The following is a 20529-nucleotide window of genomic DNA, read 5'->3' as shown; positions in this document are numbered from 1 at the left end:
GGTCACTCCTTTCAGCCTGCCTAAGCAGCATTATTTACCTGTCTTACCTTCTTTGCGGCGAACAACTTCACCTTCATAACGAATACCTTTGCCTTTATATGGCTCTGGCGGACGTGTTTGACGGATGTTTGAAGCAAGAGCTCCAACGCGTTCTTTATCGATGCCTTTTACAACGACCTTCGTGTTAGCAGGAACTTCAACTTGAACTCCTTCTTCCGGAGTAAATTCTACCGGGTGAGAGTATCCAACGTTAAGAACTAGCTTCTGGCCTTGTAATTGTGCACGATAACCGACACCGACTAATTCAAGCGTACGCTCGAATCCTTCTGAAACTCCTTGAACCATGTTCGCTAACAAAGCACGAGTTGTACCGTGGATTGTGCGGTGTTCTTTCGAATCTGAAGGACGTGTCGCTGTTAGTACGTTTTCTTCTACTGTAATTGCAATATCTTTATTGAAAGTACGAGTTAACTCGCCTTTAGGGCCTTTTACAGTTACGACGTTATTGTCAGCAATAGTGATCGTAACGTTAGCAGGAACCTCAATTGGTTTTTTACCTACACGTGACATTCTGTTGCACCTCCATTCGTTTGTTGTTTATTACCAAACGTATGCTATGATTTCTCCGCCGATTTTTTTCGCGCGGGCTTCTTTATCAGTTACCAAACCTTGTGATGTAGAGACTAAAGCGATACCAAGACCGTTTAGTACACGTGGCACCTCATCAGTTTTAGCATATACACGTAGTCCTGGTTTAGAAATACGTTTCAAACCAGTAATAACGCGTTCGTTGTTAGCACCGTATTTTAAGAAAATGCGGATCATGCCTTGTTTGTCATCCTCAACGTACTCAACGTCACGAACGAAACCTTCACGCTTAAGAACTTCAGCGATCTCTTTTTTCACATTAGAAGCTGGAAGCTCTAATTTCTCGTGACGAACCATGTTCGCATTACGGATGCGTGTCAGCATATCTGCAATCGGATCTGTCATTGTCATTACATTTACCTCCTTCCCAAATTAGGGGATTACCAGCTGGCTTTTTTCACGCCAGGAATTTGTCCCACATATGCAAGTTCACGGAAACAAATACGGCAAAGTTTAAATTTGCGTAATACTGAATGCGGACGTCCGCATCTTTCACAGCGTGTGTACTCTTGTACTTTAAACTTTGGCGTGCGTTTTTGTTTTGCGATCATAGATTTTTTAGCCACGTTTACGCCTCCCTCATATTTACTTTTGGAACGGCATTCCGAATTGTGTTAATAACTCACGAGCTTCTTCATCAGAGTTCGCAGTTGTTACAATTACGATGTCCATACCGCGTACTTTCGAAACTTTATCATAATCGATTTCAGGGAAGATTAACTGTTCTTTCACACCAAGTGTGTAGTTGCCGCGGCCGTCGAAAGATTTCTTCGAAACCCCACGGAAGTCACGAACACGTGGAAGTGAGATAGCAATCAATTTATCCAGGAAGTCATACATACGCTCTCCGCGTAGTGTAACTTTACATCCGATTGGCATACCTTCACGAAGACGGAAGCCAGCGATAGATTTCTTAGCTTTAGTAATAACTGGTTTTTGACCAGTGATCGTTTGTAATTCTTCAACAGCTGAGTCAAGTGACTTAGTGTTTTGGACAGCCTCGCCCACACCCATGTTGATAACGATTTTATCAACTTTCGGTGTTTGCATTACTGATTTATATTCAAACTTGCTCACTAGAGCAGGAGTGATTTCATTCACATATTTTTCTTTTAGGCGGTTCATGTGTGTACCTCCCTTCATTCAGGAATTTTATTTATCTAATTTTTCACCGGATTTTTTTGCAACACGAACTTTTTTACCATCTTCAACCTTGTATCCTACACGAGTCGGCTCGCCGGATTTAGGGTCAAGTAACATAACGTTAGAAACGTGAATTGCTGCTTCTTGGCTGACAATTCCACCTTGTGGGTTTGCCTGGTTCGGTTTTGTGTGCTTTTTGATGATATTGATACCTTCAACAAGCACGCGGTCTTTCTTAGGTAGAGCAGCTAAAACAACACCTGTTTTGCCTTTGTCTTTACCTGAGATTACCTTAACTGTATCGCCTTTTTTAACATGCATTCTGTCGCACCTCCTTGGTATGGCACATTGATTTATTAAAGAACTTCAGGAGCAAGTGAAACGATCTTCATGAAACTGTTGTCGCGTAGTTCGCGTGCAACAGGTCCGAAAATACGTGTTCCGCGTGGACCTTTGTCGTCACGAATGATAACACATGCATTTTCATCAAATTTGATGTAAGTACCGTCTTTACGGCGAGCTCCGCTTTTCGTGCGAACGATGACAGCCTTAACGACTTCACCTTTCTTAACAACGCCACCTGGTGTTGCTTTCTTCACGGTACAAACGATTACGTCACCGATGTTTGCAGTCTTACGACCAGAACCACCAAGTACTTTAATCGCTAGTACTTCACGAGCACCCGAGTTGTCTGCAACTTTTAAACGACTTTCCTGTTGGATCACTTAGGTTACCTCCCTTCGGAATTTCTTAGGTTCCGAAATTATTTAAATTAGATAATAACCGCTTTTTCTACAATTTCCAATACGCGGAAACGTTTAGTAGCTGATAGCGGACGAGTTTCCATGATGCGAACGATGTCGCCCATTTTAGCTTCGTTTTGCTCATCATGAGCCTTAAATTTCTTAGAGTATTTTACACGTTTGCCATAAAGTGCGTGCTTCTTTTGAGTTTCAACCATTACTGTAACGGTTTTGTCCATTTTGTCAGACACAACACGGCCTGTGTATACTTTGCGTTGGTTACGCTCAGTCATACTTGCAAACCTCCTCTCGAATTATCAGTTAGTTCCACTGATTTCTCTTTCATGAATCACAGTTTTCATACGGGCAATCGCTTTACGTACTTCGCGGATGCGAGCAGTATTTTCTAATTGACCAGTAGCCAATTGGAAGCGAAGGTTGAAAAGCTCTTCTTTCAGTGATTTCACTTTTTGTTCGATTTCAGCAGTGGTTAAGTCACGGATTTCTTTAGCTTTCATTCGATTCACCACCAATTTCTTCGCGTTTTACGAACTTCGTTTTGATCGGAAGTTTGTGAGATGCAAGGCGCAATGCTTCGCGTGCCACTTCTTCTGATACTCCTGCAAGTTCAAACATAATTTTACCTGTTTTTACTACTGCTACCCAGCCTTCAGGTGAACCTTTACCGGATCCCATACGAACCTCAAGAGGCTTTTTCGTATATGGCTTATGTGGGAAGATTTTAATCCAGACTTTACCGCCACGTTTCATGTAACGAGTCATGGAAATACGTGCTGCTTCGATTTGGCGGTTAGTGATCCAAGATGATTCCAAAGCTTGGAGACCAAATTCACCGAATGCGATTTCTTTGCCGCCTTTAGCTTCTCCGCGCATCTTGCCACGGTGCTCACGACGATATTTAACGCGTTTAGGCATTAACATATTATTTGCCTCCTTCCTCAGATTTCTTCTTAGTTGGAAGGACTTCACCGCGGTAGATCCATACTTTTACGCCAAGTTTGCCGTAAGTAGTGTCTGCTTCAGCATGTGCATAGTCGATATCAGCACGAAGCGTATGGAGCGGAACAGTACCTTCACTGTAGTGTTCAGCACGCGCAATGTCAGCGCCGCCTAGACGTCCAGATACTTGAGTTTTGATCCCTTTAGCGCCAGAACGCATAGTGCGCTGGATTGCTTGTTTTTGTGCACGGCGGAAAGACACGCGGTTTTCCAATTGACGTGCTACACTTTCAGCAACTAGTCTCGCATCAAGGTCAGCTCTTTTGATTTCAATGATGTTGATGTGTACACGCTTGCCAGTCATTGTGTTAAGTTGCTTGCGAAGTACTTCTACTTCAGAACCACCTTTACCAATTACCATACCTGGTTTCGCAGTGTGAATTGTTACGTTTACACGGTTTGCAGCGCGTTCGATTTCAACTTTAGAAACTGAAGCTTCTTTCAAACGTGCTTCGATGTATTCACGGATTTTAATATCTTCGTGAAGAAGTGTCGCATAGTCTTTTTCAGCGTACCATTTTGACTCCCAGTCACGAATGATTCCGATACGCATCCCGATTGGATGTATTTTTTGTCCCACGAATTATCCCTCCTTCTTCTCAGATACCACTAGTGTGATGTGGCTTGTACGTTTGTTGATTGCGCTTGCGCGTCCCATTGCACGTGGACGGAAACGTTTCAATGTTGGACCTTCATCAACGAATACTTCGCTGACGATCAAGTTGTCCAGGTTCATTTCGTAGTTATGTTCAGCGTTTGCAGCTGCAGATTTTAGTAACTTCTCAACAACAATAGATGATGCTTTCGGAGTATGTTGTAAAATCGCAACGGCTTCGCCAATTTGCTTGCCTCGGATTAAATCTACTACTAAACGGACTTTACGAGGAGCAATACGTACTGTTCTAGCGACAGCTTTTGCTTGCATGGGGAAATCCTCCTCTCAATTAACGTCTTGTTTTCTTATCGTCTGCACCATGGCTTGCGTATTTGCGTGTTGGAGCAAATTCACCAAGTTTATGGCCTACCATATCTTCTGTTACGTATACGGGAATGTGTTTGCGACCATCGTAGACTGCAATTGTTTGTCCGATAAATGTCGGGAAAATTGTAGAACGGCGAGACCACGTTTTAATCACTTGTTTTTTCTCAGAGTCCTTTTGTGCTTCAACTTTTTTCATAAGATGATCATCAACAAAAGGTCCTTTTTTCAAGCTGCGACCCATTTGGGATCCTCCCTTCGTGATTGCACCACGGCTCTTTTGGCGAACCGCAGCGGAATCAAATTATTTTTTACGACGACGCACGATGAACTTGTCTGACTTGTTCGTTTTCTTGCGTGTTTTGTATCCAAGAGTTGGTTTGCCCCATGGAGACATTGGTGATTTACGTCCGATTGGCGAACGTCCTTCACCACCACCGTGTGGGTGATCGTTAGGGTTCATTACAGAACCACGGACTGTTGGGCGATTGCCCTTCCAGCGGTTACGTCCTGCTTTACCAATGTTAATCAATTCGTGTTGCTCGTTCCCTACAGCACCGATAGTAGCACGGCAAGTAGCAAGGATCATGCGAACTTCCCCTGATTGCAAACGTACAGTTACGTATTTGCCTTCTTTACCAAGCACCTGAGCTGAAGTTCCTGCTGAGCGTACTAATTGTCCGCCTCCGCCTGGCTTCAATTCGATGTTATGGATTGTAGAACCCATTGGGATGTTTGATAGTGGCAAAGCGTTACCCGCTTTGATATCAGCTTCTACGCCTGACATGATCTGCGTTCCAACTTCGATTCCTTTAGGAGCCAAAATGTAACGTTTTTCACCATCAGCATAATTAATCAATGCGATGTTTGCAGAGCGGTTTGGATCGTACTCGATTGTAGCAACGCGTCCTGGAATGCCATCTTTGTTACGTTTGAAATCGATGACACGGTATTGACGTTTGTGTCCACCACCGTGGTGGCGTACAGTGATTTTACCTTGGTTATTACGGCCGCCTTTACGCTTCGTCGGTTGCAAAAGCGATTTTTCTGGCTTGTTCGTAGTGATTTCAGCGAAATCCGAAGTTGTCATGTTACGACGACCGTTTGTGGTAGGTTTATATTTTCTAATCCCCACGTTGTGTCCCCTCCTTCTTTTATTAGTTCCTAAAAGAACTTATGAGAATTAAATCTCGAATAATTCGATGTCTTTAGATTCAGCAGTCAATTTAACGATCGCTTTGCGGCGTTTGTTAGTGTATCCTGCGTGTTTGCCCATGCGTTTGAATTTCCCTTTGTAGTTCATGATGTTGACTTTCTCAACTTGAACTCCGAAGATTTCTTGAACTGCATGTTTAACTTGTGTTTTGTTAGCGCGAGTGTCCACTTCAAAAGTGTACTTCTTATCTGCCATTACTTCAGAAGAACGCTCAGTAATGACCGGACGCTTTAAAATATCACGTGCTTCCATTAACTAAGCACCTCCTCTATTTTTTCTACTGCTGCTTTTGTCATAACAACTTTGTCATGTCCAAGCAAGTCTAAAACGTTGATGCCAGTCGCTGCTACCACTGTCATACCTTGGATGTTGCGAGCAGATAATGCTACGTTTTCATCCGGGTCAGCAGTTACGAACAAAGCTTTTTTACCGATTGAAAGGTCTGAGATCAATTGAGTAAATGCTTTTGTTTTTGGTGCATCGAAAGTCAAACCTTCAAGTACCATCAATTTTTCTCCAACTACTGTTGATGAAAGTGCAGAGCGTAAAGCTAAGCGACGGACTTTCTTAGGTAATTTATAGCTGTAGCTGCGTGGTGTCGGTCCGAAAACGATACCGCCTCCGCGCCATTGTGGTGAACGGATAGAACCTTGACGCGCACGTCCAGTTCCTTTTTGGCGCCATGGTTTTTTACCGCCGCCTGCTACCTCAGAACGATTTTTTACTTTATGGTTACCTTGACGAAGTGAAGCGCGTTGAGCGATTACAGCGTCAAATAACACGGCTTCATTTGGTTCGATACCGAATACGAAATCATTCAATTCGATGTCGCCCACTTGTGAACCTGTTTGATTTAATAAAGCTACTTTAGGCATTCCTGTTTCCTCCTTTCATTTAAAAATATTATTTCGCTTTAATAGCCGATTTTACTCGGATAAGTGCTTTGCGAGAACCAGGAACATTACCTTTGATTAGAAGCAAGTTACGATCCGTATCAACTCGTACGATTTGCAAGTTTTGGATTGTAATTGTTGTTCCACCCATTTGACCAGGTAATTTCTTCTGTTTGAATACACGGTTTGGAGCAACCGGACCCATTGATCCAGGACGACGGTGGTAACGTGAACCGTGAGCCATTGGCCCGCGTGATTGTCCGTGGCGTTTAATAACACCTTGGAAACCTTTACCTTTTGTTGTACCTGTGACATCTACTACATCGCCTTCTGCGAATACATCTACTTTGACTTCTTGACCAACCTCGTAATCAGCTAAGTTTACATTGCGAAGTTCGCGAATGAAGCGCTTAGGAGCAGTGTTCGCTTTAGCTACGTGTCCTTTAGCAGGTTTGTTGGAAAGCTTTTCGCGCTTATCTTCAAAACCTAACTGGATTGCTTCGTAGCCGTCAACCTCAACTGTTTTCTTTTGAAGTACTACGTTTGGAGCAGCTTCAACTACAGTTACAGGGATTAAATCACCGTTCTCAGCAAAAACTTGCGTCATACCGATTTTTCTACCTAAGATTCCTTTGGTCATGTTGTCACACCTCCTGATAATATTTGTGTTTTTCTATTTCGTTTACCGATTAAAGTTTAATTTCAATGTCTACGCCGGATGGTAAATCCAGTTTCATTAACGCATCCACAGTTTGTGGTGTTGGGTTAACGATATCGATTAGACGTTTGTGTGTGCGCATTTCAAATTGCTCACGAGAATCTTTATAGATGTGGACTGAACGCAAGATTGTGTAAACCGACTTTTCAGTTGGCAACGGGATTGGACCCGATACACTTGCACCTGAACGTTTAGCTGTTTCCACAATTTTCTCTGCAGACTGATCTAGAATTCTGTGATCATATGCTTTTAAACGGATACGAATTTTTTGTTTTGCCATTATTTTCCCTCCTTTTCGCCTATTTTTGATAGACATTCTCCACGAAAATTTTCTGCACACTCGCCATGGCAAAGCGGCCGGGTGTATCAGTAACCTCTCGCTTCATCGCAGTCAAAGACCAACATTCACCATTATACAAAAGAAAAAAGAATTCCGCAAGTGTTTCCACGAAATTCTTTTCAATTCGCTTTTATTAGTATAACAGGATTTCTCGAGAGTTCAACACATACGATAATAGTCCGAACATTTTAATCTTAAGCCAGTACCATGACGGCAATCCAGCCGAAAATTACGAGCGGAATATTGTAATGGATGAAGGTTGGAACGCATGTATCCCAGATGTGGTTATGCTGTCCGTCCGCGTTCAGCCCGGCAGTCGGTCCGAGCGTCGAATCGGATGCCGGTGATCCTGCGTCTCCAAGCGCACCCGCTGTGCCGATCAAAGCGATGATGGCAATCGTTGAAAATCCGAACTCCATGCTGAGCGGCACGAAGATGGCTGCAATGATCGGAATGGTGGCAAACGATGAACCGATGCCCATCGTGACGACCAAGCCGACGATCAGCATCACGAACGCCGCGATTCCTTTATTGCCTGCAAATAAATCTGCGACGCTTTCAACGAGCGGCTCGATCGCTCCCGTCGCTTGGATGACGGAAGCAAAGCCGTTCGCTGAAATCATGACGAAGCCGATGAATGCCATCATCCGCATGCCAGCTGTCAGCACTTCATCCGCTTCGCGCCATTTCATCGCTCCGAACAGATTAAGGACGATGATGCCTGCAAGCGCTCCAATGAGCATCGAATCCGTTTCAATTTGCCCGTACAGAGCAGCAGCGAGCGCAAGGATCGTCACAACAACATCTTTCTTCGAAGCCGTTTTGTTTGGAGTTTCTTCTATAATATTTGTAGTTGGTTCATTATAGTCCCGAGGTTTGCGGTACGAGACGAAAACCGCCACTGCCAAACCGATGGCCATGCCCACTACCGGAATCGCCATCGCTGTCGGAATATCTGCCATATCGATCGGCAAGCCCGCAAGACCCATTTGCTTTTCAATGATTTCATGGAACAGTAAACCGAAGCCGTAAGGCAATAAAATATACGGCGCGGTCAAACCGAATGTCAGCACAGAAGCAATCAGGCGGCGATCGATCCGCAGCTCGTTCAAAATGTGCAAAATCGGCGGAACCAATAAAGGAACAAAAGCGATGTGGATCGGAATAAGGTTTTGGGAAAAGATCGCCATGACAAGCAAAGCCAAAATGATCAGCGCTTTCGCCAAGTTTTGCCGCGTTGCTTCTCCTTCTTTATTGACCAGCTTTAATACACTACCCACCAGAAGCTCCGGGATTCCCGTTCTCGAAATAGCCACTGCAAATCCGCCGAGCATGGCGTAGCTGAGAGCAATGGTTGCCCCTGCCCCTAATCCGTCGGTAAATGATGACACGGTATCCATAAATGATAAACCGCCGCTGACTCCACCTGCGAGCGCTCCGATCAATAGGGCAAAGACTACATTGACCCGCAGCAAGCTCAATACAAGCATGACCAGGACGGCAACTAGTACTGCATTCATATCATTATATCCTTTAGTTTGCTAAAGCGCTAAAGTGTACACTTTAAATTAACAAATCTTTGATGGCGTTGTCAACACAAAATGCCTCTACTCCTTAATGAAGAAAAAATCTGAAAATCTTGTGGTCCCCATTAACCTTAGTAATCCCTTTTTCGGCCACACAAAAACCCTTCATGCCATTCATGAAGGGTTTCACTGTATAACTATTTGTCTTTTTGGAGCCAATTTTATTAGCTACGCTTGCTGTTGTTTTTGCTCATAAGCGGCAATATACGAATCGTACTGGATGGTCAATGCGATTTCGTCCCATCCTTTTAACAGCATTTCTTTCCAATACGGATCAATCGAAAAAGCATAACGGCTTCCGTCTTGGCCTGTGACCGTCTGCTCTTCTAAGTTGATGTCCAACTGGAAAACTTCTTGCTGCCCTTTCCGGATCAATTCATCCACTTCCTGCTCACCTAAGCGAATCGGCAAAATGCCGTTCTTCACGCAGTTATTATAGAAGATATCCGCATAACTCGGTGCAATGACGACACGGAAACCATAATCAAGAATCGCCCACGGGGCATGTTCACGTGAAGATCCGCAGCCAAAATTCTCTTGCGCAACAAGAATTTCAGAGCCTTGGAAGCGCGGATCGTTCAATACAAATTCTTGGATCGGCGAGCCATCCGGGTGGAACCGCCAGTGGTAAAATAAATACTTGCCGAAACCGGTGCGCTCAATGCGCTTCAGAAACTCTTTTGAAATAATTTGGTCGGTATCAACGTTTTTACGGTCAAGCGGGGTCATGACGCTTGTGATTTTATTGATCGGTTCCATTTTATTGCCTCCTTGTCTCTTACGCTGTCGGTACAGGTTCTCTCATATACTTGCGGACGTCGGTCAAATGCCCTTCAATCGCTGCTGCCGCTGCCATTACCGGACTGACTAAATGCGTCATCGACCCGGCGCCTTGGCGTCCTTCGAAATTCCGGTTGGAAGTAGAGGCACAACGCTCTCCAGCCGGCACAGCGTCATCATTCATCGCCAAGCACATGCTGCAGCCCGTTTCCCGCCATTCAAATCCGGCTTTTAAGAAAATCTGATCCAGCCCTTCCGCCTCTGCAGCCCGCTTAACCGATTCAGAACCCGGTACCACAATCGCCGTGACCGAAGGATGAACTTTTTTGCCGGCAATGATCTCACTTGCTGCCCGTAAATCCCCGATCCGGGCGTTCGTACAAGATCCAATAAAGACATGCTGGATTTCAATTGAAGCTAACGGTGCACCTTCTTCAAGCTGCATATAAGCCAAAGCCTGTTTGAGCGCTTCCTGATCTGCCGGATCTTTGTAGTCTTTTGCGTAAGGAATGTGCTCTGCGATTCCAGATCCCATCGACGGGTTCGTGCCCCATGTAACGAAAGGAGAAATTTCATCCGCATGAATGGTGCGCGTTACATCGTATGCCGCACCTTCATCTGTCGCCAGCGCTAACCATCCTGCCGCCGCTCTGTCAAACGCCTCTCCTTGCGGCACATGTCTGCGCCCTCTCATGTACTCAATCGTCGTTTCATCCGGGCTGATCAAACCGGCACGAGCTCCCGCTTCAATTGACATATTGCAAATGGTCATGCGCTCTTCCATCGAAAGCCGGCGGATGGCTTCACCTGTATATTCCACGATATGGCCCGTTCCCATATCGACGCCGTATTTTGAAATGATCGCTAAAATCACATCTTTTGCAGAAACGCCAAATCCAAGTTCTCCGTCAATGCGGATCTGCATCGTTTTCGGCTTTGATTGCCATAGCGTTTGAGTGGAAAGCACATGCTCGACTTCACTGGTGCCGATCCCGAAAGCAAGCGCCCCAAAAGCACCGTGCGTCGACGTATGGCTGTCGCCGCAGACAATCGTTTTCCCCGGCTGCGTCAACCCAAGCTCTGGTCCGATAACATGTACGATGCCTTGGTCTGGATGATTGATGCCAGCAAGCGGAACACCGAACTCTTCGCAGTTCTCCTGCAAAGTCTTGATTTGCTTGCGGGAAATCGGATCAGTGATCGTCTCCCGGTTCCGCGTCGGCACGTTATGGTCCATCGTTGCAAAACATAGATCCGGGCGGCGCACTTTCCGTCCGTTCAACCGCAGCCCTTCAAACGCCTGAGGAGAAGTGACTTCGTGCAATAAATGAAGATCAATATAGAGAAGGTCCGGCTTCCCTGCTTCTTCAAAGACAATATGCTGTTCCCAAATCTTTTCAATAATCGTTTTTGCCATTTTAACCGCTCCTCTTACTTAGACATATGAATACATGATGTGTTCTGACACCAATTCGCGCTCTAGCTCTTCGATGACTTTCTCAACAAACCGTCCGGTTGAAACGACGCGCTTTCCTGTACCTGACAAGTCCCCTGTGCAATAGCCGTCTTCCAAAACGCTCATGACAGCTTCTTCAATCGCCGCTGCTTCTGTCTGCATTCCGAACGAATGGCGCAGCATCATCGCCGCTGACAAAATAGCTGCGGATGGATTGGCTTTATTTTGTCCAGCAATGTCCGGTGCCGATCCGTGTACCGGTTCGTAAAGGCCAAAGCCATCTGAACGTACACTTGCGGATGGCAGCATGCCAAGTGACCCCGTGATCACCGAAGCTTCATCGCTCAAGATGTCGCCGAACATATTTTCCGTCACCATGACATCAAATGCCCGCGGATCGGTGATTAACTTCATCGCAGCTGAATCGACTAGCATATGCTCCACTTCAACATCTGGATAGAATGCCTTGCGTTCTTCTACGACTTCTCTCCAAAGTTTGCTCGTCTCCAGTACATTCGCTTTATCGACCGACGTCACTTTCCCTCTTCGGCCGCGTGCAATTTCAAATGCCTGATCCACAATCCGCTCGATTTCCTTTCGGGTATATACAAGCGTATCCACCGCTGCTTTTTCTGTCCGGCGTTTCGGTTCCCCAAAATACAAACCGCTCGTCAACTCACGGACAATCACCATATCCACTTCTTTCGCCACTTCCTCCTTTAATGGAGAAGAGCCAAGCAACGCAGGCACAGCTTTGACCGGGCGGATATTCGCGAATAAATCAAAATGCTTCCGGATATTCAGCAATCCTTTTTCCGGACGCTGATGCGCAGGTTTCTGATCCCATTTCGGACCTCCGACAGCACCAAGGAGAATCGCGTCGCTCGCCTCGCATGCTGCGATGGTTTCATCCGGAAGCGGTGTCTCATGCGCATCTACAGCACTGCCTCCGATCAACGCGTGCTTCAAATGAAAAGTATGTCCATAACGCATTGCAATGGATTGCAGCACTTTTACTGCCGCTTCTGTTACTTCTGGTCCGATTCCGTCTCCTGGCAATACCGCTATTGTTTTTTTCATTTTAAATTCCTCCTCTTTCGATTTATCCGTTTAAACTACGGCTGCTTTTGCTTTCTGCCCCACTTTTACCAATTGGCGGTTAACGGCATTTAAATAGGCTTTCGCTGTAGCTTCCAAGACATCTTGCGCGACATCGCGGCCTGTTACGGTTTCCCCGTTATATGTCATATTGACGACTGCTTCGCCAAGTGCGTCCCGGCCTTTGCCGATTGAAGTGACGCGGTAATCTAAGATATGCACTTCTCCTGCAACCACTCGCTCCAATGTGTTGAAAATCGCTTCCACGGAGCCGGCACCGGTTGCTGCTTCTGTCACCAATTCACCGTTCGGATGAGTGGCTGATACCGTCGCAGTCGGAATATTTACGGAACCATAATGCACTTGCACACTTTCCAATTCGTAGACCGCGACCTCTTTTTCATTGATTTGCTGATCCGTCAATAAAACAAACAAATCATCTTCCACAATTTCCTTTTTGCTATCCGCTAATTTCTTGAACTCCGCAAAAGCTTTATTCAATTTCTCGTCCGTCAATTCAAAGCCCATTTTAATCGCGCGGTCTTTGAAAGCATGTCTGCCGGAATGTTTGCCAAGCACCAATTCAGTCGATGCATCGCCAATCAATTCCGGCGTAATAATTTCATACGTCAACGGATTTTTCAGCATGCCGTCCTGATGGATGCCGGATTCGTGGGCAAATGCATTTTTGCCGACTACCGCTTTATTGGGCTGGATCAGGCTGCCGGTCAATTGGCTGACCAATTGGCTGGTCCGTTTGATTTCTTTTAACTGAATGCCCGTTTCAGTTTGATAGATTTTATTGCGAATATGCAGAGCTACTGCAATTTCTTCCAAAGCGACGTTCCCGGCCCGTTCTCCAATGCCGTTGATCGTTCCTTCAATTTGCGTCGCTCCGTTTTCGATTGCCGCCAACGTATTCGCTGTCGCCATCCCGAGATCATTATGGCAATGCGCCGATAGTTTTACATGTTCAATGCCGACTACATTTTCCTGGATATAGCGGAACATGGCACCGTATTCTTCTGGCGTTGCGTATCCGACCGTATCCGGAAGGTTGATCGTTGTCGCTCCAGCCGCGATGACTTTACGGATAATATGAGCCAAGAATTCTGGATCTGAACGCGAAGCATCTTCTGCTGACCACTGGACAAGCGGGAAGTATTTGCGGGCGTATTTGACTGACTCTACCGCGATCTCAACCACTTGTTCCGGTGTTTTCATTAACTTATGTTCCATATGGATCGGTGACGTAGCCAGGAAAATATGGACGTGGGGCTGTTCGCCGCCTTTTAACGCTTCCCACGCAGTGGAAATATCTTTTTCAACCGAACGGGCAAGGCCCGTTACGATTGAATTCTTCACTGTATCAGCGATGCGTTTGACTGCATCGAAATCACCGGGTGAAGCTGCCGGAAATCCGGACTCGATGATTGTAGCGCCAAAACGTTCCAGCTGGCGGGCAATCTCGATCTTCTCCGCTGTATTTAAGTTAATCCCAGCCGACTGTTCTCCGTCCCGAAGCGTTGTATCAAAGATGTCAATTTTGCGCACTGGCGACCACCTCTTTTGTTTTTGTCTTTTTGCCTTCATTTACAAACGGCATCATCGCACGAAGCACGCGGCCGACTTGTTCGATTTGATGCGTTTCTTCCGCTTTTTCGATAGCCGTAAACTCAGGGCGGTTCAATTGGTTCTCAAGCAGCCAGCCTTTCGCGAATTTGCCTGTCTGGATATCCGTCAACACATCTTTCATACGCTCTTTCGTCGCCGCATCCACAATGCGCGGCCCTGAAACGAAATCGCCCCACTGAGCAGTATCCGAGATGGAGTAGCGCATTCCTGAAAGTCCGCCTTCATACATCAAATCGACGATCAATTTCAGTTCATGCATACATTCGAAGTAAGCAACTTCCGGCTGATAACCCGCTTCCACCAATGTTTCAAATCCAGCTTTCACTAATGATGTAACCCCGCCGCACAGTACCGCTTGTTCTCCGAATAGATCCGTTTCCGTTTCTTCTTTAAACGAAGTTTCAAGCACCCCGGCGCGTGCAGCCCCGATTCCTTTGGCATAAGCAAGTGCCACTTCCTGGGCTTGCCCCGAAACATCTTGATGGATAGCGAACAATGCCGGAACTCCAGCTCCCGCCTCGTATGTACGGCGAACAAGATGGCCTGGCCCTTTTGGTGCTACTAAGAACACATCGACATCTTCCGGTGCAACGATCTGGTTGAAGTGGACGTTAAAACCATGAGCGAAAACTAAAGACTTTCCAGCTGTCAATGCCGGTTTGATTTCTTCGTTGTAGATTTTCGTCTGCTTTTCATCCGGCACTAAAATCATGATGACATCTGCTGCCTGTGCCGCTTCGGCTACCGTCGTTACATTCATGCCATCTTCTTTTGCCTGTTCGAACGATTTTCCAGGTCTTACCCCGACGACTACGTTAAAGCCTGATTCTTTTAAGTTTTGTGCATGTGCATGGCCTTGTGAACCATATCCGATGATTGCGATCTTTTGTCCTTTTAGTACTTCCTCGTTTACATCTTGGTTATAATACATTTTCGCCATTTTCATTTCCTCCTCGGATTTTTAGGTTTTTATAAAATGGATAGTTGTGCTGTATGTGTTTTCTGAGTTTCACGGACAAACGCGGATACGCCCGTTCTCGTTAACTCCTTGATGCCATAAGGCCGCATTAAATCAATAAAAGCTTCAATTTTCTCGGGATCGCCTGCCACTTGGAAAGTGGTGACGTTTTTGCTCATATCCACTACCGTCGCCCGGAACGGTTCGACGATACTGTAGATTTCATTTCTCGCAGCCGGTGGCGTGACCACTTTGATTAACGCGAGTTCTCTCATCACCATCGCTTTGTCGGTGATATCATTTACCTTGATCACGTCAATTTGCTTTTGAAGCTGTTTTAGCAGCTGCTCCAGTTTCCCTTCATCTTCGACATTTACGACAAAGGTCATTTTCGACATTCCGGGCTGCTCGGTGTGCCCGACTGAAATGCTTTCGATATTGAACTGCCTTTTCATCAAAAGCCCAGTCACACGATTTAAGACGCCGCTTTGATTGATTACCGTCGTTGTTATGACTCGTTTCATTCGATTTTCACTCCTATCATTTCATTCAGCCCCTTGCCTGGTGCTACCATTGGATAAACGCATTCCATCTGAACCACTCTGCAATCGATCAATACCGGTTCATTTGAAGCTAACGCTTCGGCAAAAACCACTTCCGCTTGTTCCATCGTTTCCACTTTATAGCCTTTTACATCGTAGGCTTCAGCAAGCTTGACGAAATCCGGCTGTACGTGCACCAATGATTGAGAATAACGTTCCTCGTAGAAAGTCTCTTGCCATTGCCGGACCATCCCGAGGCTTCGATTGTTCAAGATGATGATTTTGACCGGAAGCCTCAATTCTTGCAATAACGATAATTCCTGCAACGTCATTTGGAAACCTGCATCTCCAACAATAGAGATGACTTGGTCATTCGGTCTGGCGAGCTGTGCTCCGATGGCTGCCGGGAATCCAAAGCCCATCGTTCCAAGCCCTCCGGAAGTCACCCAATTATGCGGATGATTGAACTTATAATACTGGGCCGTCCACATCTGGTGCTGCCCGACATCTGTCGTAACCACTGCATTTCCATCAGTCAATCGCTGGATTAACTCAATCGCTTGTTGAGGGAGAATGCCTTTTTCTTCACCCGTTTTATAGCAAAGCGGATATTCTTCTGAATTCGCGGTCAGCTTGTCCAGCCATTCCGCTTTCTCTGATGTTTCAAAGTTCTGTTCCAGCAATGCTTTTAGCGCCTCTTTTGCATCTGCCACAATCGGAATCGCCGTCGGCACATTTTTGCCGATTTCCGCTGGATCGATATCCACATGAATCACTTTTGCATTCGGAGCAAAGTGGGCTAAGTTACCAGTCAGCCGATCATCAAAGCGGGCTCCGATATTCAATAACACATCACATTCGCAAATTGCAGTGTTCGCGGTATATGTTCCGTGCATTCCAGCCATCCCGAGGAATAAAGGATGAGTGCCTTCTATCGTTCCAAGCCCGAGCAAAGTATTCGTAATCGGGATTTGGTGCCGTTCGATAAACGCCTTCAGCTCTTCAGTTGCTTCCGCTGCAAGTACACCCGCACCCGCCAAGATCAAAGGTTTTTCGGCTTTTGATAAAAGCTGGACTGCTTTCTGGATTTGCAGGTAATTTGGATGCGTCGTCGGCTGATAGCCTGGAAGATTTACTTTCGACTGTTCTTCAGTGCCTTTGAACAATTCGTTTGAGATATCTTTCGGAACATCTACCACTACCGGTCCCGGGCGCCCCGTGGAAGCGATATAAAAAGCTTCTTTGATAATCCGGGGGAAATCTTCTACACTTTTCACTTGGTAATTATGCTTCGTGATCGGCTGCGTGATGCCGATGATATCGGCTTCTTGGAAAGCATCTGTTCCGATGACGGTGCTGGCAACTTGTCCAGTAAATACCACCAATGGCAGCGAATCCAGCATCGCATCTGCAATTCCCGTTACCAGGTTAGTCGCTCCCGGCCCTGAGGTCGCAATCACCACTCCCGGCTTTCCTGACACCCGAGCGTATCCTTCGGCGGCGTGGATCGCGCCTTGCTCATGTCGCGCAAGCACGTGCCGGATTGGGTTTCTATGCAAAGCATCGTAAATCGGCAGCACCGCTCCTCCTGGGTAGCCAAAGATGATATCCACACCTTGCTCTTTCAAAGATTGAATCAGGATATCAGCCCCGCTGCCTTTCAGTTTTTGTTCCGTTTTTTCTTCAACTTCTACGTTTACTCCCAATCTCTCCGCCTCCTTTTGGATTATGTCTTCGGTAGAATAAAAAAAGCTTTTTCATCCCTACACAAAGAAACTTGTTCTTTGCATAGGGATGAAAAAGCTTCATGGTACCACCCTATTTCGCTGCGCAACCGCAGCCTCATGGATAAGTTGAACTTATCCTTTGTTAACGATAACTTATTCAGACCAGTTACCGGGAATGCCTAAACGGTTCGAACCTTTCAGCACTCCACTCAGAGGGGATGTCGCTAATGGCAGTAATGCCGGCTTCCACCAATACCGGCTCTCTGTGATTACAAATCCCATTAACTTTAACCTCGTCATCGAATTGTTTTATGTAATTGTCTAGAAAAATCAAACGACATTCAATTGCTCTGAATAAACTTTTACTCCATCTTGCTGTACGAGTTCTCGGAATGAACCAAGCAAATCGTTCGTTACAGGCCCAGGAGTTCCATCTCCAATCACTCGGCCGTCTACTTTGACTACGGCGATCACTTCTGCTGCAGTACCGGTTAAGAATACTTCGTCCGCCACATATACATCGTGTCTTGTAAAGACGCCTTCTTGGATGTCATATCCTTTCTCAGCAGCTACTTCCATGATGGCGTTTCGGGTAATGCCTTCAAGCGCTCCAACATAACCTGGAGGTGTGAGCAATTTGTTCTTTCGAACGATAAATATATTATCGGCTGATCCTTCGGCAACATATCCTTGGTCATTAAGCATAAGCGCTTCAGAAACGCCGGCAAGATTAGCTTCGATTTTCACTAGAATATTATTCATGTAATTTAAGGACTTCACTTTTGGGCTTAAGACATCTGAGCGATTTCTTCGGGTTGCCACTGAAACAATCTCAATGCCTTTTTCATATAATGCTTTTGGAAACAAGGACAAAGCTTCTGCAATGACAATGACGCTTGGTTTAGAACATGTCTGCGGATCAATTCCTAAGTTCCCGACGCCTCTTGAAACAATCAATCGGATGTAAGCATCCTTTAATTGATTTTGCCGGAGCGTTTCAACAACAAGACTCGTCATTTCTTCAAAAGTATGTGGAATTTCAAGCATGATTGATTTTGCTGAATCGTAAAGGCGTTCCAAATGTTCCTCTAGCCGGAATACGTTTCCGTTGTAAGAACGAATTCCTTCGAAGACTCCGTCTCCATATAAGAATCCATGATCATAAACCGAAACTTTCGCATCTTCCTTTTTAACAAATTCACCATTCATGTAGATAACTTGTTGTCCCATGCTTTCCACTTCTTTCTGAAAAAGTTTTGTTTACTTTAACGTCAAATAATTGTTTCCTTCTTGTAAATTGTTGTTATCATATCGCCTATTCTAAGGGCTGTCAATCGCCTTTTTACGACTTTTTAGTTTATTTTGAATATTATATTTTTATGTATCCGTTTACATTGTTGTGATACCAACGGTTTGAAGAAATCTAAAAAAGCGAAAAATTTTTGTACGCAATATATTACATATGCGATAAAATCAAAAAAAGAGCAGCCTATTTGCTGCTCCTAACTTATAAGAAATTCTTTTTTAATGACTAATTATGATCCATAAATCCAATCAATCAATCTATTTAAAAAGTTATCAGAGAGGGCTCAAATTGACGAAAAAAGTTAGAAAACAAACGAGAAATGTGTAAATAGGTTGTCCTTTCTAACTTCCTAACTCTAAATAAAGAGAGTGCCTGAAAAATCTAATCAGCCACCTGTCTTTTATTCCACAAAAAAATCCCTAGCTCATTTAATGAGCTAGGGATTAAACACTTACGAATTACTTCTGGATAGAAGCTACAACGCCAGCGCCTACAGTACGTCCACCCTCACGGATAGAGAACTTAGTTCCTTCTTCGATAGCGATTGGAGAGATTAGAGATACCGTCATTTCAACGTTATCTCCAGGCATAACCATTTCTACGCCTTCAGGAAGGTTACAAACACCAGTTACGTCAGTTGTACGGAAGTAGAACTGAGGACGGTAGTTTGAGAAGAATGGAGTGTGACGTCCACCCTCTTCTTTTGAAAGAACATAAACTTCAGCTTTGAAATCAGTGTGTGGAGTGATTGTGCCTGGTTTAGCCAATACTTGTCCACGTTGAACGTCGTCACGAGAAACCCCGCGAAGAAGAGCACCGATGTTATCGCCAGCTTCAGCATAGTCTAACAATTTACGGAACATTTCTACACCTGTTACAGTAGTAGGTTTTGGTTCTTCAGTAAGACCGATGATGTCAACAGTGTCACCAATTTTAACTTGTCCACGTTCAACGCGACCAGTTGCAACTGTACCACGACCAGTGATTGAGAATACATCCTCAACTGGCATCATGAATGGTTTGTCAGTTTGGCGTTCTGGAGTTGGGATGTAGCTATCTACAGCGTCCATCAATTCCATGATTTTTGCTTCCCATTCTGCTTCGCCTTCAAGAGCTTTAAGTGCAGAACCTTTGATTACAGGAATGTCGTCGCCAGGGAAATCGTATTCAGAAAGAAGATCACGAACTTCCATTTCAACTAATTCTAGTAATTCTTCGTCGTCAACCATATCACATTTGTTCATGAATACAACTAGGTATGGAACACCTACTTGTTTAGACAAAAGGATGTGCTCACGAGTTTGTGGCATTGGGCCGTCAGCAGCAGATACTACTAGGATCCCGCCGTCCATTTGCGCAGCACCAGTGATCATGTTTTTAACATAGTCAGCGTGTCCTGGGCAGTCAACGTGTGCATAGTGGCGAGTAGCAGTTTCGTACTCAACGTGTGAAGTATTGATAGTGATACCGCGTTCTTTTTCTTCAGGTGCGTTATCGATTTGGTCGTAAGAACGAGCTTCCCCGCCTGATGCTTTAGCAAGTACTGTAGCGATTGCAGCAGTTAAAGTTGTTTTACCATGGTCAACGTGACCGATTGTACCAATATTCGCATGTGTTTTAGAGCGATCAAATTTAGCTTTTCCCATTAGAAAAATCCTCCTCGAAATATAAGTTAATTGGTCGTTTGAAGTGCCTGGAATAATAGGGCCCTATTATTCCAGGCATACAAACTATTTATACT

At 45.2% G+C, this 20529-nt stretch carries 28 protein-coding genes; all 28 read right to left on the bottom strand.

Annotated features, from left to right (window positions below):
• Positions 1-30 precede the first annotated feature (30 nt).
• The gene (rplF, locus tag AC2EXB_RS00760; RefSeq protein WP_235197815.1) at positions 31-570 is read right to left on the bottom strand and encodes a 50S ribosomal protein L6; all 540 of its coding nucleotides are present in this window, start codon (positions 568-570) and stop codon (positions 31-33) included.
• Between the two features lie 30 nt (positions 571-600).
• Positions 601-999 carry a 30S ribosomal protein S8 gene (gene rpsH, locus AC2EXB_RS00755; RefSeq protein WP_052654104.1) on the bottom strand — a complete coding sequence of 133 codons (399 nt, stop codon included), beginning with the start codon at positions 997-999 and terminating at the stop codon, positions 601-603.
• Between the two features lie 29 nt (positions 1000-1028).
• Positions 1029-1214 (bottom strand): 30S ribosomal protein S14, encoded by a 186-nt coding sequence (gene rpsN, locus AC2EXB_RS00750; protein ID WP_006828941.1) that lies wholly within the window; start codon positions 1212-1214, stop codon positions 1029-1031.
• Between the two features lie 19 nt (positions 1215-1233).
• Positions 1234-1773, bottom strand: coding sequence for a 50S ribosomal protein L5 (gene rplE, locus AC2EXB_RS00745; protein WP_036803924.1), 540 nt, complete (start codon positions 1771-1773; stop codon positions 1234-1236).
• A gap of 27 nt (positions 1774-1800) precedes the next feature.
• Positions 1801-2112, bottom strand: a complete 312-nt coding sequence (rplX, locus tag AC2EXB_RS00740; protein WP_036803921.1) for a 50S ribosomal protein L24 — start codon at positions 2110-2112, stop codon at positions 1801-1803.
• Between the two features lie 35 nt (positions 2113-2147).
• Positions 2148-2516 (bottom strand): 50S ribosomal protein L14, encoded by a 369-nt coding sequence (gene rplN / locus AC2EXB_RS00735; protein ID WP_052654106.1) that lies wholly within the window; start codon positions 2514-2516, stop codon positions 2148-2150.
• Positions 2517-2563: 47 nt separating this feature from the next.
• Complete coding sequence (rpsQ, locus tag AC2EXB_RS00730; RefSeq protein WP_052654109.1) at positions 2564-2827, bottom strand: 30S ribosomal protein S17; 264 nt, start codon at positions 2825-2827, stop codon at positions 2564-2566.
• A gap of 24 nt (positions 2828-2851) precedes the next feature.
• The gene (gene rpmC / locus AC2EXB_RS00725; protein WP_052654121.1) at positions 2852-3052 is read right to left on the bottom strand and encodes a 50S ribosomal protein L29; all 201 of its coding nucleotides are present in this window, start codon (positions 3050-3052) and stop codon (positions 2852-2854) included.
• A complete protein-coding gene (rplP, locus tag AC2EXB_RS00720) occupies positions 3042-3476 on the bottom strand; it encodes a 50S ribosomal protein L16 (RefSeq protein WP_052654124.1) in 435 nt (144 codons plus the stop codon). Before rplP ends, rpmC begins: the two co-directional genes overlap by 11 nt.
• Before the next feature lies 1 nt (position 3477).
• Positions 3478-4134, bottom strand: a complete 657-nt coding sequence (gene rpsC / locus AC2EXB_RS00715; RefSeq protein WP_235197813.1) for a 30S ribosomal protein S3 — start codon at positions 4132-4134, stop codon at positions 3478-3480.
• A 3-nt stretch (positions 4135-4137) separates the two neighbouring features.
• The gene (rplV, locus tag AC2EXB_RS00710; RefSeq protein WP_052654130.1) at positions 4138-4479 is read right to left on the bottom strand and encodes a 50S ribosomal protein L22; all 342 of its coding nucleotides are present in this window, start codon (positions 4477-4479) and stop codon (positions 4138-4140) included.
• Positions 4480-4498: 19 nt separating this feature from the next.
• Positions 4499-4777, bottom strand: a complete 279-nt coding sequence (gene rpsS, locus AC2EXB_RS00705; protein ID WP_006828932.1) for a 30S ribosomal protein S19 — start codon at positions 4775-4777, stop codon at positions 4499-4501.
• 60 nt (positions 4778-4837) lie between these two features.
• Positions 4838-5668, bottom strand: a complete 831-nt coding sequence (gene rplB, locus AC2EXB_RS00700) for a 50S ribosomal protein L2 (protein ID WP_483602996.1) — start codon at positions 5666-5668, stop codon at positions 4838-4840.
• A gap of 48 nt (positions 5669-5716) precedes the next feature.
• Positions 5717-6001 carry a 50S ribosomal protein L23 gene (gene rplW / locus AC2EXB_RS00695; RefSeq protein WP_235197811.1) on the bottom strand — a complete coding sequence of 95 codons (285 nt, stop codon included), beginning with the start codon at positions 5999-6001 and terminating at the stop codon, positions 5717-5719.
• Entirely contained in the window at positions 6001-6624 is a 624-nt protein-coding gene (gene rplD / locus AC2EXB_RS00690) for a 50S ribosomal protein L4 (RefSeq protein WP_251480217.1), read from the bottom strand. Before rplD ends, rplW begins: the two co-directional genes overlap by 1 nt.
• A 28-nt stretch (positions 6625-6652) precedes the next feature.
• Complete coding sequence (gene rplC / locus AC2EXB_RS00685; protein ID WP_251480222.1) at positions 6653-7282, bottom strand: 50S ribosomal protein L3; 630 nt, start codon at positions 7280-7282, stop codon at positions 6653-6655.
• Positions 7283-7331: 49 nt separating this feature from the next.
• Positions 7332-7640 (bottom strand): 30S ribosomal protein S10, encoded by a 309-nt coding sequence (gene rpsJ, locus AC2EXB_RS00680; RefSeq protein ID WP_033542800.1) that lies wholly within the window; start codon positions 7638-7640, stop codon positions 7332-7334.
• A gap of 254 nt (positions 7641-7894) precedes the next feature.
• A complete protein-coding gene (locus tag AC2EXB_RS00675) occupies positions 7895-9220 on the bottom strand; it encodes a Na+/H+ antiporter family protein (RefSeq protein WP_483602993.1) in 1326 nt (441 codons plus the stop codon).
• 234 nt (positions 9221-9454) lie between these two features.
• On the bottom strand, positions 9455-10045 hold the full coding sequence (gene leuD, locus AC2EXB_RS00670) for a 3-isopropylmalate dehydratase small subunit (RefSeq protein ID WP_483602991.1): 591 nt from the start codon (positions 10043-10045) through the stop codon (positions 9455-9457).
• Between the two features lie 19 nt (positions 10046-10064).
• Entirely contained in the window at positions 10065-11483 is a 1419-nt protein-coding gene (gene leuC / locus AC2EXB_RS00665) for a 3-isopropylmalate dehydratase large subunit (RefSeq protein ID WP_483602989.1), read from the bottom strand.
• 18 nt (positions 11484-11501) lie between these two features.
• The gene (gene leuB, locus AC2EXB_RS00660; protein WP_483602987.1) at positions 11502-12602 is read right to left on the bottom strand and encodes a 3-isopropylmalate dehydrogenase; all 1101 of its coding nucleotides are present in this window, start codon (positions 12600-12602) and stop codon (positions 11502-11504) included.
• Between the two features lie 30 nt (positions 12603-12632).
• Complete coding sequence (locus AC2EXB_RS00655; RefSeq protein ID WP_483602985.1) at positions 12633-14174, bottom strand: 2-isopropylmalate synthase; 1542 nt, start codon at positions 14172-14174, stop codon at positions 12633-12635.
• Positions 14161-15195: a ketol-acid reductoisomerase gene (gene ilvC, locus AC2EXB_RS00650; protein WP_235197807.1), complete on the bottom strand. Its 1035-nt coding sequence runs from the start codon at positions 15193-15195 to the stop codon at positions 14161-14163. The genes AC2EXB_RS00655 and ilvC overlap by 14 nt, the downstream gene beginning before the upstream one ends.
• Positions 15196-15224: 29 nt before the next feature.
• On the bottom strand, positions 15225-15737 hold the full coding sequence (gene ilvN, locus AC2EXB_RS00645) for an acetolactate synthase small subunit (RefSeq protein ID WP_052654169.1): 513 nt from the start codon (positions 15735-15737) through the stop codon (positions 15225-15227).
• The gene (gene ilvB, locus AC2EXB_RS00640; RefSeq protein WP_483602982.1) at positions 15734-17461 is read right to left on the bottom strand and encodes a biosynthetic-type acetolactate synthase large subunit; all 1728 of its coding nucleotides are present in this window, start codon (positions 17459-17461) and stop codon (positions 15734-15736) included. Before ilvB ends, ilvN begins: the two co-directional genes overlap by 4 nt.
• A gap of 174 nt (positions 17462-17635) precedes the next feature.
• Entirely contained in the window at positions 17636-17764 is a 129-nt protein-coding gene (locus AC2EXB_RS00635) for a hypothetical protein (protein ID WP_285835976.1), read from the bottom strand.
• Positions 17765-17812: 48 nt separating this feature from the next.
• Positions 17813-18712, bottom strand: a complete 900-nt coding sequence (ilvE, locus tag AC2EXB_RS00630; protein WP_052654708.1) for a branched-chain-amino-acid transaminase — start codon at positions 18710-18712, stop codon at positions 17813-17815.
• A 534-nt stretch (positions 18713-19246) separates the two neighbouring features.
• Positions 19247-20434, bottom strand: a complete 1188-nt coding sequence (gene tuf / locus AC2EXB_RS00625; RefSeq protein WP_483602980.1) for an elongation factor Tu — start codon at positions 20432-20434, stop codon at positions 19247-19249.
• Between the last annotated feature and the right edge of the window lie 95 nt (positions 20435-20529).

The sequence above is a fragment of the Planococcus alkaliphilus genome, from assembly GCF_057031095.1.
The sequence above is the reverse complement of the archived record's forward strand: the minus strand, read 5'-3'. Positions and strand labels throughout refer to the sequence as shown.